The 11,744-nt window shown below is 45.0% G+C and carries 10 protein-coding genes; 1 reads left to right on the top strand and 9 read right to left on the bottom strand.

Annotation, left to right across the window (positions count from 1 at the left end; genetic code table 11):
• Positions 1-119: 119 nt before the first annotated feature.
• The 5 genes from ACH0QE_RS00080 to pruA all read right to left on the bottom strand — a co-directional run bounded on the left by ACH0QE_RS00080 (position 120) and on the right by pruA (position 6,527).
• Entirely contained in the window at positions 120-566 is a 447-nt protein-coding gene (locus ACH0QE_RS00080; protein WP_415798728.1) for a YueI family protein, read from the bottom strand.
• A 504-nt stretch (positions 567-1,070) separates the two neighbouring features.
• The gene (gene aceA / locus ACH0QE_RS00075; protein WP_415798727.1) at positions 1,071-2,351 is read right to left on the bottom strand and encodes an isocitrate lyase; all 1,281 of its coding nucleotides are present in this window, start codon (positions 2,349-2,351) and stop codon (positions 1,071-1,073) included.
• 46 nt (positions 2,352-2,397) lie between these two features.
• The gene (gene aceB / locus ACH0QE_RS00070; protein WP_415798726.1) at positions 2,398-3,993 is read right to left on the bottom strand and encodes a malate synthase A; all 1,596 of its coding nucleotides are present in this window, start codon (positions 3,991-3,993) and stop codon (positions 2,398-2,400) included.
• A gap of 168 nt (positions 3,994-4,161) precedes the next feature.
• A complete protein-coding gene (locus ACH0QE_RS00065) occupies positions 4,162-4,866 on the bottom strand; it encodes a CPBP family intramembrane glutamic endopeptidase (RefSeq protein ID WP_415798725.1) in 705 nt (234 codons plus the stop codon).
• Between the two features lie 113 nt (positions 4,867-4,979).
• Entirely contained in the window at positions 4,980-6,527 is a 1,548-nt protein-coding gene (pruA, locus tag ACH0QE_RS00060; RefSeq protein ID WP_415798724.1) for an L-glutamate gamma-semialdehyde dehydrogenase, read from the bottom strand.
• 354 nt (positions 6,528-6,881) lie between these two features.
• Between pruA and ACH0QE_RS00055 the strand changes: the two genes are divergently transcribed.
• The gene (locus tag ACH0QE_RS00055) at positions 6,882-7,340 is read left to right on the top strand and encodes a DinB family protein (protein ID WP_415798723.1); all 459 of its coding nucleotides are present in this window, start codon (positions 6,882-6,884) and stop codon (positions 7,338-7,340) included.
• Positions 7,341-7,375: 35 nt separating this feature from the next.
• Here the strand turns inward: ACH0QE_RS00055 and ACH0QE_RS00050 are convergent, their stop codons facing one another.
• The 4 genes from ACH0QE_RS00050 to ligA all read right to left on the bottom strand — a co-directional run bounded on the left by ACH0QE_RS00050 (position 7,376) and on the right by ligA (position 11,465).
• Positions 7,376-7,843 (bottom strand): hypothetical protein, encoded by a 468-nt coding sequence (locus ACH0QE_RS00050; RefSeq protein ID WP_415798722.1) that lies wholly within the window; start codon positions 7,841-7,843, stop codon positions 7,376-7,378.
• An 18-nt stretch (positions 7,844-7,861) separates the two neighbouring features.
• A complete protein-coding gene (locus tag ACH0QE_RS00045) occupies positions 7,862-8,113 on the bottom strand; it encodes a hypothetical protein (RefSeq protein ID WP_415798721.1) in 252 nt (83 codons plus the stop codon).
• A gap of 113 nt (positions 8,114-8,226) precedes the next feature.
• Positions 8,227-9,444: a CamS family sex pheromone protein gene (locus tag ACH0QE_RS00040; protein ID WP_415798720.1), complete on the bottom strand. Its 1,218-nt coding sequence runs from the start codon at positions 9,442-9,444 to the stop codon at positions 8,227-8,229.
• Between the two features lie 14 nt (positions 9,445-9,458).
• Positions 9,459-11,465 carry an NAD-dependent DNA ligase LigA gene (gene ligA, locus ACH0QE_RS00035; protein ID WP_415798729.1) on the bottom strand — a complete coding sequence of 669 codons (2,007 nt, stop codon included), beginning with the start codon at positions 11,463-11,465 and terminating at the stop codon, positions 9,459-9,461.
• Positions 11,466-11,744 lie beyond the last annotated feature (279 nt).

Raw genomic sequence — 11,744 nt, 5'->3', positions numbered from 1 at the left:
AATTTGGGCTTTTTTAATTCTAAAAAGCTTTAGATTCATGGAAAAGGAGTGGAATAATATAACTGGAAGCAAAAATGACCGTAAAAAAAGAGCTAACCTAAAAGGCTGCTCCCTCGTCTCTATTTGCCAAATAACTTCCCAAAGCCAGATAAGAAACCCTTTTTCTTTTTGTCCGGCGCGGTTTGGATTACAGGTTTCTTTTTACCAAGATAAATCTCCTCTTTATCGATCGCATGGTCGTGTGCTAAAACGAGTCCAAGCTCAGAATCATAATCCTTATTGGTTACGATCGTAAACTCGATGCCCCGTTTTTCAGCCGCTTTGATGTACTCAGATAAATAAGGATATGATATATTGCCATTTAAAAAGAGGTGGGCTTCGCGATTTTCATCCATCAGCTGCTCGACTTCAGGTTCAACACCCTTCCTCATCACCTCACCCTGTGTCAGCGCAATGACCACCCGCTCCCTAATTGTTGTAAGGAAACGCCGCCTCTCATCAGGCTTAGTCTGTTTTGCACCATGGATTCCTTGCTGTAAGTAATCATCCACATTATTTGTGCCCATAATCGTCACCCCTTCCACATATACTTGTTTCGGCAGTCCATAAATACATTTTTATCTTAACAGGCAGTCGCTTATGTCCTGATGAAATACAATGCATTTAGTTATCTTGCCGAATTCTCGCATGTTGGTCTAGCTTGTTACCGAGATCCTCGTTTCTCTCCTTTTTCGGGCACATGGCAGTCTAGCAATCCTGGGTTCCAGCCCTTTTTCGGATACATCCTTATTCTTATCCAATAACGATACACGTTTTTATCCTTTTAAATTTATTTTTACGTCCGCTACTCTTAAATTCCTATGTGCATTATTCACCCATATATGTATGATTCCGCCCAATTGTCTGTGCTAGTTTAAGGTTAACCTATTTTGAACAAAAAAAAACCTCCTCTTCGAACCGAAGAGAAGGACACAAATAGGAGAATGCAAGGTAAAAAAATCACAAAACATTATGGTGAATCCCCGCCTGAGTTGGAGGGCCCAGGCGGAGAGATAACCCGTAACTAATGATCAAGAAGTAGTAAACTGGGCTTCTTCGGTAGATCCTTTTAGCGCAGTCGTTGAGGAAGTTCCTCCGGAAATGACCATTGATACATCATCGAAGTAGCCTGTTCCGACTTCACGCTGGTGTCTTGTTGCAGTGTAGCCATATTGTTCGCTATCGAATTCAGCTTGCTGCAGCTCGGAGTAAGCAGCCATGCCGCGCTCTTTGTAGCCGCGAGCCAGTTCGAACATGCTGTGGTTCAATGCGTGGAAACCTGCAAGTGTAACGAACTGGAACTTGTAGCCCATTTTGCCAAGCTCGATTTGAAATTTCGCGATTGTTTCGTCATCCAGCTTCTTTTTCCAGTTGAATGATGGCGAGCAGTTGTAAGCAAGCAGCTTACCAGGATACTTTGCATGAATCGCTTCAGCAAAACGGCGAGCTTCATCCAGATCCGGTTCAGAAGTTTCACACCAAACAAGGTCAGCATATGGAGCGTAAGCCAAACCGCGCGCGATCGCCTGGTCAAGACCAGCCTTCACGCGGAAGAATCCTTCAGGAGTCCTTTCGCCCGTGATGAATGGAGCATCATATGGATCGACATCGCTTGTGATCAAATCTGCCGCGTTTGCATCAGTACGGGCAACAATCAAAGTAGGTGTTCCCATGACATCTGCTGCAAGTCGGGCAGCAATCAGATTGCGCACGGCTGTTTGTGTTGGCAGAAGAACCTTACCGCCAAGGTGTCCGCATTTCTTTTCAGAAGAAAGCTGGTCCTCAAAGTGAACGCCAGCTGCACCAGCTTCAATCATGCCCTTCATCAATTCGAATACATTCAGCTGTCCGCCAAATCCTGCCTCCGCATCTGCCACAATCGGTGCGAACCAGTCAATGGAATCGTCGCCTTCTCCATGAGTGATTTGGTCAGCTCTTTGAAGTGCCTGGTTGATACGTTTAACAACAGCCGGCACGCTGTTCGCCGGGTACAAGCTCTGGTCAGGATACATGTTTCCGGAAAGGTTAGCGTCCGCTGCAACCTGCCATCCGCTCAAGTAAATTGCCTTAAGGCCTGCTTTTACCTGTTGCACTGCCTGGTTACCAGTCAAAGCGCCAAGTGCATTGACGAAATCCTCTTCTTTTACAAGCTTCCAAAGTTTCTCCGCGCCGCGGCGTGCCAATGTATACTCAATATCAATTGAACCGCGAAGTTTGATGACATCCTCCGCAGTATAAGTCCTTTCCACTCCAGCCCATCTGTTATCCATTTCCCAGCTTTCCTGCAATTGCTTTACGCGATTTTGAGTCATTTTACGTTCCTCCTAATGTTTGTTTTTATATGAATCTACCAATCTATTAAGCTAAAGCCTGATAGCCAGGCAATGTTAAAAACTCAACGAAATCATCATTTAAAATCAATTCATCAAACAGATCTGCTGCCTGCTCGAATTTTCCGGATTCAAAAACAGCTTCACCGACTTCCAGCTTGATTTTCTCAAGCTCCTCTTCCTTCAGCTCATGGTACATTTCAACAGTTACTTTTCGTCCATCCTCGAGAACCCCTTTTGGATGGCGAATCCATTGCCATAGCTGAGCCCGGGAGATTTCCGCCGTTGCAGCATCTTCCATCAGATTATGGATTGGCGCTGCCCCGCGGCCATTCAGCCAAGAAGCCACATATTGAATGCCGACATTGATGTTCATGCGTACGCCGGTTTCTGTTATAGTGCCCTCTGGTACAGCTAACAGGTCAGCTGCCTTTACCTCAACATCCTTTTGTTTTCCAGATTCAATCTGGTTCGGTTCCGGCATCTCCTTGTTGAATGCTTCCATCGCTACAGGAACCAGCCCCGGATGCGCAACCCATGTACCATCATGGCCGTCGCGTGCTTCACGTTCTTTATCGGCGCGAACCTTTGCGAACGCTTCAGCATTTGCTTCTTCGTCATTTTTGATTGGGATTTGGGCAGCCATTCCGCCCATTGCCGGTGCCTTGCGGCGGTGGCAGGTCTGGATGGTCAGAAGTGAGTATGATCTCATGAATGGAACCGTCATCGTTACCTGTGAGCGATCCGGTAAAATCACATCATCCTGTGAACGCAGTTTTTTCAGATAGCTGAAAATGTAATCCCATCGTCCGCAGTTCAAGCCAGCGGAGTGCTCTTTCAGTTCATATAGAATCTCATTCATTTCAAATGAAGCAAGAATCGTTTCAATCAAAACAGTTGCTTTAATCGTTCCCTGTGGAATGCCGAGATGATTCTGTGCATAAACGAACACATCGTTCCATAGGCGCGCTTCAAGGTGGCTCTCCATCTTAGGAAGGTAGAAGTATGGGCCTGTGCCCTGCTCTACCAGCTTTTTCGCATTATGGAAAAAGTACATCGCGAAATCGAATAAGCCGCCGGAAATTGGGTTGCCATCGAGCAATACATGTTTTTCTTCTAGGTGCCAGCCTCTTGGGCGAACCATTAAAACAGCTGTTTTTTCTTTCAGTTGATACTTTTTGCCATTCGCATTTTCAAAAGAGATCGTCCTGTTAACAGCGTCCCTTAGATTGATCTGCCCTTCAACAATCGCTTCCCATGTCGGCGAAGTTGAATCCTCGCAGTCTGCCATGAAAATCTTCGCTCCGGAATTGAGCGCATTGATGACCATCTTCCGGTCAGTCGGTCCAGTGATCTCGACTCTGCGATCCTGCAGATCTCTCGGAAGCGGTGCAATTGTCCACTCGCTTTCACGAATGTGCTTCGTCTCCGGCAAAAAGTCCGGAAGCTTGCCCGCGTTGATTTCCGTCTGGCGCTTTTCCCGGGCCGAGAGCAACTCTACCCGACGCTCCCCAAAATGCCTTTCAAGCCGCTCTACAAAATCAAGAGCCTCTGGTGTCAAAATTTCTTCGTATCCTTTTTTCATGCTGCCTACGATTTCAATTCCTGTAGTTTGTGTCGACATTTACTGCCTTCACCCCTTTGTTATAGTACAGTATCAATAACTCTAATATGTATTATATAACAGTAAAATAAGATTGCAACTAATTTGGTTAATTTTTCAGAAAAATTTTTAAAATAAGGAAAATGCCCTATTTAGAGGCAGCCATTAAAGAACACAAAAAACCCCTGATCACAGGGGTTTTTGTGCATTCTTTTTCAGTATGAATTTTATATAGAAAAATGTGAGAGCGGGTACAACTAAATTAGGCAGCAGGAAATGCATGAGAAAGGATAGTGTATCTGAGAGGTTATTTGCCTTATCTACTTGAGGAATTAGAATTTGTTCGCCTAAGGGACCTTTTGAAAAAACTGAGTTAAAAACAAAGTTCCAACCTAAATGCAAACCGATCGGGAGCATCATCGATTTTGTTTTTTCAAATGCATATGCCCACACTAATCCCGAAATCGACGTCATCAGGAACACAACAAGCATTAAAACAACGTTTCCTAATACTCCAAAAGAAAACCAGTGGTAGATCCCAAAAACAATTGCTGATAATAAAATTCCTGTCCTCGCTCCCCATTTTCGGATAGCGATATAAAGAAGTGCTCCTCTAAAAATCAACTCCTCAAAGACGACAGACTTAACATTCCACCAAAGGAAGTTTAATGTACCAAGAACAGATAGATTTTCATTCAGCTTCCAGTCCGTATGGGTTAGAGCAGAATCGATCAGTTGAATCACTGTACAAAGTAATGCGGTAAAAATGAAACCAAGAGCAAATTGGGACATTCTTGATTTGGATGGGATGATCCCTAACACATTTAGGTTTTCCTTGTAGAGAACACGAAGTAAAATCCACGATATTATGAGCTGTACTAAGATTCCAAGCAAAGCATCAACTCCATTTCAGGGTAATTTTACCTAAGTATATCAAAGGACGTGCTTGTACATTCCCTTAAAATGAAAAATCCCCCTCTGAGTGAGAGGGGGATTCCAATTCTGTATTAGTACATTTCAGAAGTAGTCTTCGCTTGCATGTGAAGAAGCAGATAGTCTGGTCCGCCAGCTTTTGAATCTGTTCCTGACATGTTGAAGCCGCCGAATGGCTGGTAACCTACGATTGCGCCTGTGCAGCCGCGGTTGAAGTAAAGGTTTCCTACATGGAAATCTTCACGTGCCTTCTGGATGTTTTCACGGTTACGAGTGATAACAGCTCCAGTTAAACCATATTCAGTGTTGTTTGCGATTTCAAGCGCATGGTCGAAGTCCTTCGCTTTTGCGAAAGCGACAACAGGCCCAAAGATTTCTTCCTGCATGATGCGAGCTTTTGGATCCACGTCAGCAAATACTGTTGGCTTGATGAAGTAGCCTTTAGAGCTGTCTCCTTCGCCGCCAGTCATCAAGCGGCCTTCTTCCTTGCCGATTTCGATGTAGCTCATGATCTTGTCGAACGCACCCTGGTCGTTTACAGGACCCATGAAAGTGCTTTGATCTGTTGGATCATCAAGCTTAAGCTCATTTGTAAGCTCAACGACGCGGTTAAGAACCTGGTCGTATACATCTTCAACGATGACTGCACGAGAACATGCAGAGCACTTCTGGCCAGAGAAGCCAAATGCTGAAGCAGTAATTGCTTGAGCAGCCAATTCTAGATCAGCGTCTTTGTCGATAACCATAGTGTCTTTTCCGCCCATTTCAGCGACAACGCGCTTGAGCCAGATTTGGCCTTCGTTCAGCTTGGATGCGCGCTCGTTAATGCGCAGACCTACGTCACGTGAACCTGTAAAGCTTATGAAGCGAGTGTCTTTGTGGTCAACAAGGTAGTCGCCCACTTCTGCGCCACTTCCTGGTACGAAGTTAAGGACACCCGCAGGAAGACCTGCTTCTTCCATAACTTCAACGAACTTAGCCGCAACAACTGGAGTAGTTGAAGCTGGCTTCAAAAGAACTGTGTTTCCTGTAACAATCGCTGCTACAGTTGTACCAGCCATGATTGCCAACGGGAAGTTCCATGGAGAAATGATGACTCCCACTCCAAGAGGAATGTAATCATAACGGTTATATTCATTTGGACGGCTTTCAACTTTCACGCCCTCTTTGATTCTTAGCATTTGACGAGCATAGTACTCAAGGAAGTCGATTGCTTCTGCTGTATCAGCATCAGCCTCGTTCCATGGCTTACCAGCTTCTTTTGTTAAAAGCGCTGAGAATTCATGCTTGCGGCGGCGAATGATTGCAGCAGCCTTGAATAATACATCTGCACGTGTTTCAGGCTTTACTTTTTTCCAAGTCTTGAACGCTTCGACAGCAGCCTGCATCGCTTTTTCAGCTAAATCGCGGTTTGCCTTTGATACGCGTCCAATAACTTCTTCTTTATTGGATGGGTTGTAAGAAACAATCTTGTCTTCAGTCGAGATTCTCTCTCCGCCAATCACCAAGTCATAATCCTGGCCAAGATAGCCTTCTACAGTTTTCAATCCTGTAAGGTATCCTTCACGGTTTTCCTCATCTTTAAAATTCGTGAAAGGCTCGTGTTTGTATGGCTGAACCATTCTATCCCCTCCTATGTATTAAAACGTTTTCATTCCTTTCCCATTCTATCATGAGAGTCTCATAGTGTTCAATGCCAACGTACTAGCAAGTCTTGGATTGCGAATTTTCTTGATTTTTATTATGTCAATATTGTAATTTGCTTGTATTTTGTTTGATTTCTTGTGTTGGTCGAATTAATCGTAGAGATGGTCGAATTATCCTTATATGTGGTCGAATTAATCTGAAATGTGGTCGAATTAATTATTTTTTCGCCAATAAAATGATCAGCGCAATAAAATCAACTAATTTTCAGCAGGAAACCAACTTAATCTAGCGAATATTTATCTATCATTCAAAAAAGGAGACTATTTTAGATGATAAAACGGCATGAAATATTATTCAATCAACTGGAATCCTATCGCAGCGATATTTTAGGAGTGGCGGATACGGTTTCTGACGATGATATGGAGAAAATTCCGGCAGGATTCAATAATAATATCCGCTGGAACCTTGGGCATATTTATCTTGATCAATATCTATGGATCCTGGCAGTGACAAAAGAGCCAGCAGATGTTCCGGATGAGTTCAAATCATGGTTTGGCTACGGCACCTCTCCGGCCAATTTTACCGAGGAAACACCTACCGTCAGCGAGTTAAAAGAATTGCTTAAAACCCAGCCTGCGAGAATAAAAGAATTGTATGGCGAGCGCCTTGAAGAGGAATTCGCACCGACCGAAATGGGCATGCATACAATCGAGCAAGTCCTGGTGAGGACGATTTTCCATGAAGGCATGCATTTGCAGACAATCCTTGATATTAAAAAATGCATTTAAAAAGCAAAGAGTCCTCTTTGCTTTTTTCAATACAACTATTTAAGCTTTTCAGCAGCCTCAGCTTCTACTTCCTTAATCAACTTCTTTATAGGACCGGATGAATAATCAAGGGCTTTTAGCTCTGCAAAATAAGGAAACATATCTTTAATGTCGTCTGCGTAAAAGCTTCCATCCCGCGGCAGGGTATGGCTGATCACTTTGAGGGCACCCTCGCTTCGATCGACCTTCAACACCATTGGCACTGACATCCCCGAACCTTGCTCAACTTCTGCACCTTCTTTGTAGTACTCCTCTATCAATGCCCATAAGTAAATTTCACCCTTCTCTTCGTTGGAGGCAAGAATTTCATAAGCACTGAAAATTTCACCACCAAAATTCGGGCTCATCACTTCTTGACGTATGTATCTTTCAATTTCCTGTCCATCTTCTTCTGTCACTGCCGAGTTTGAACATCCTGCCAATAACCAAAAGACAAACATTACGCGGAAGACATTGCGCCTCATTTTACCTCTCCCTCCTGATTATCGAGCTTTTTCCTTCCAAAATAACAACCCTGCTATAATTCCGATAGGTAACAGCACGATCGCACCGGCCACTATCCCTAATAGGATGGACATTAAAGCGAGGGAGATAGATGAAAATTGTTCGGTTACTTGTCCAGTCACCCATTGAAAAAGATAAATAAAGGTTGAAATTCCAAAGGCCCACAACATAGCTGTTTTTAATACATATTTCCATTTTGCTTTTTGACTTACATTGCTTTTAACAGCCACTTATCCACCTCTCCTAATTAGGATTCTCAGGATATATACGCTATTAATCAAGATTTGGATTCACCTTTTTTCAAAAATAAAAAGCAAAGAGCACCTCGGCTCTTTGCTTTTCGTTACTGATAAATATGCACAAATGGTTCATCCTGATCCGGTTTCTTGACGATCAAGGCTTCTTGTCCCAGTACAGAGGATACGCTGACCTGTACGGACATATAGTTAGGGAAATGCTCCATCACCAGTCCCGTTACATACTGGGTGAATCCAATCGCTTCGGCTTCACCATAAAACTGGATAGGAATCTCGATATTCAATTCCTGTAGCTGGCCATCCAGGTAAAAGCCTTTGCCGATGACGCCGTTAAAGTTAGGGAAATATTCCTCAACATCCTGCTTGAAGTTCTGGAAGAATGTCAGGTCATCCCTGTGTTCCTTCTCAGCTTCGGCAGATGGGAACAGAATGTACTTTTCTTTTACATCTTTCCAACTGCCGATATTATTGCTGCCCTGTGAAACTTCTGCATAGGTGAAAAAGTTTCCCGGGACAACAGAAGATCGACTTTCCTGTTCGAACAATCCGATTGTAATCGGTACATTTTTCAACTCATCGATCCCTCTTAGCCTGTTGACGACTTCCTGGGCGATTTTCTTTCCTTCCGCTTCAAGAACTTTGCGCGAAATGTTTTTTTCAAACACTGCTCCATAAGCTTCCTCACGGTAATAATGGACGGAATTCAGCGCCAGCCCGATTGCGATACCGCCAAGCTGGTACGTATCCTTTTCCCCAGATTGGACGAGATAATTATGCTCCAGGATATGGGCAAGATAAATGGGATTCTTTTTATTCCGTTCGTGGACATCTCCCTTGCCAGGATCGGCAGGGTTCAGTCCCAGGTTTTTCACTATCACCTTTTTGTTACTTTTTTCTGCTTTAGCCTTAGCCTGCAATTCTTTTTCCTTTGCTTCGACCTGCGCTGGGGTCATTTCACGTTCCAGCCATGATGCTACGGTACTGCCGTCAAGATACTGGCCTTCCTTGAAAACGTACTTGTCTGTGGAAAATGTATTTTGCGCAATTCGCATCAGACCTGTCTCAAATTCAGTAATGTCATAGCGCGTATTCAGATTGTTGACGACCATGCCTCGAGCTTCCCCTGGCTCGAACGGCATGATGGTACGGTAATATTTGTCCGAAATTTTATATTTCGGGATAATCGCTTTTTCCTTTGTATCATCATCCTTCTCCTGGACAACCTCTTCCTGTTTTTGAAAATTAGGGGCACAGGCCGTCAGCAGCAGGACAAGAGATAGAGCGACCACTGAGAGTTTTCTCATGGCGAGTACACCTCTTATTTATTTAATTCTTCAAGCATTCTCTCCTCGTTCCACACTTCAATCCCCAGGCTTTCTGCTTTTGTCAGCTTCGATCCAGCGTCTTCACCGGCAATGACTAAATCTGTTTTCTTGCTGACGCTGCCGGCTACATTGCCGCCGAGCGCCTCGATTTTTTCTTTCGCTTCGTTTCGGCCCAATTGCTCGAGCTTCCCGGTTAACACGATTGTTTTACCGGCAAAAAAAGAATCCGATTCTTCTGCGGTTACCTTCTTTGGCCCTTTATATTCCATATTGACGCCGACTGCCTTCAGCTCGGAGACCAGCTCGCTCACTTCATCACTGTCAAAATAAGTAACAATGGAGTCGGCCATTTTATCGCCGATTTCGTTGATCGCTGTCAGTTCATCCTTGGATGCCTGCATCAATCTATCCATCGTGTCGAATTCCTGCGCCAATGTCTTCGCGGCTTTTGCACCAACAAGGCGGATACCGAGACCGAACAATAGCTTTTCCAATGAATTATCTTTCGTCGCCTCAATTGCTGACAGCAAATTGTTCACGGATTTCTCACCCATTCGCTCAAGAGCCAGCAGCTGCTCGCGTGTCAGCTTATAAATATCGGCAACATCCTTGATCAGCTCTTGTGCAAACAGCTGGCTGACCACTCTTTCACCGAGACCGTCGATGTTCATCGCATCGCGGGAAACAAAGTGGATCAAGCCTTCCCTGATCTGTGCCGGGCATTTCGGATTGATACAGCGAAGTGCTACTTCTCCTTCAATCCTGACAAGCTCGCTGTCGCATTCAGGGCATTCAGTAGGCATATGGAACTCGACTTCATTTCCTGTCCGCTGCTCGGCAAGAACATTGACGACTTCCGGAATGATATCTCCGGCTTTTTTGATGACGACTTTGTCGCCGATTTTGATATCTTTTTCACGGATCAAGTCTTCATTGTGTAAAGAAGCACGTCCAACCGTAGTACCCGCAACCTGTACAGGTTCGAGGATGGCGGTTGGTGTGACAACGCCTGTGCGGCCAACACTCAACTCGATAGCCTTCAAAGTCGTTACGACTTCCTCGGCAGGAAACTTATAAGCGATAGCCCAGCGAGGACTTTTTGCCGTCGTACCAAGCTCAGCCTGCTGATCAAGTGAATCTACCTTGATGACAATCCCATCAATATCATACGGAAGATCCGGACGCTTTTCGACCCAACTGTTCACATATTCAATGACACCTTCAATGCTGTTAACTTTCCGTCGTTCTTTATTTGCTTTGAAACCCAGCTTCTCCAGATAATCAAGTCCCTCGCTATGCGCGCGGATACCAGTATCACCGACATTTGCGATTCCATACAGGAACACATCAAGATTCCTTGATGCGGCAATCTTTGGATCAAGCTGGCGAAGGGAGCCAGCGGCCGCATTACGCGGATTAGCAAAAGGCTCTTCCTCACGTTCTTGCCTTGCCTTGTTCAATGCTTCGAATGATTTCTTCGGCATGAACGCCTCACCGCGGACTTCAAGAGAAACAGGTTCCTTCAGGCGGATTGGCAAAGAACGGATCGTCTTCAGGTTAGACGTAATATCCTCACCAGTCGTTCCATCACCCCGAGTTGCACCGCGCACGAGCAGACCATCTTCATAGATGAGCGATACTGCCAGACCATCAATCTTCAGTTCACATACATATGCAATATCTTCGCCAACACCCTGGCGGACACGGCGGTCAAAATCGCGCAGGTCCTGCTCATCGAAGGCATTTCCCAGGCTCAGCATCGGAATCGCATGCTGGACCTTGTTGAACATGGTTAAAATCTCGCCGCCAACACGCTGTGTAGGAGAGTCGGGAGTCTGCAGTTCAGGGAATTGCTCCTCGATTTCAATCAGTTCCCTTAAAAGCCTATCGTATTCCGCATCCGGAACCGACGGCTGGTCAAGAACATGATATTCATAACTATAATGATTAAGCAGATTTTGCAAATCCTTGGCTTTTTTCTCAGCACTCTGAAAATCCATAAATCCAGCCCTTTCATAACCGAAAAGCGCAAGCGCCTTGATCAGCCCCGACAAGTGCTGCCCGCCTAAAGTGCCACATCGTGTGGCTGGCGGGTCTGGCACGTCCTGTGCTTCAGAGGGCCAGACAGTGAAGTCGTTTTTTGACTTCATTGGCAGGACGGAAATCGAAATGTATAGCCGACTGTCCAGAAACGCAGAAACTGGAGACTCCGACAAAGAAGCGCTTTTTGCTTCTGCCGGCGGAGTTGAAGTTTCGGAGTTTCTAGGAGGCGAAACTAG

The sequence above is a fragment of the Mesobacillus sp. genome (assembly GCF_047739415.1).
Classification (GTDB): domain Bacteria; phylum Bacillota; class Bacilli; order Bacillales; family Cytobacillaceae; genus Mesobacillus.
The sequence above is the reverse complement of the archived record's forward strand: the minus strand, read 5'-3'. Positions and strand labels throughout refer to the sequence as shown.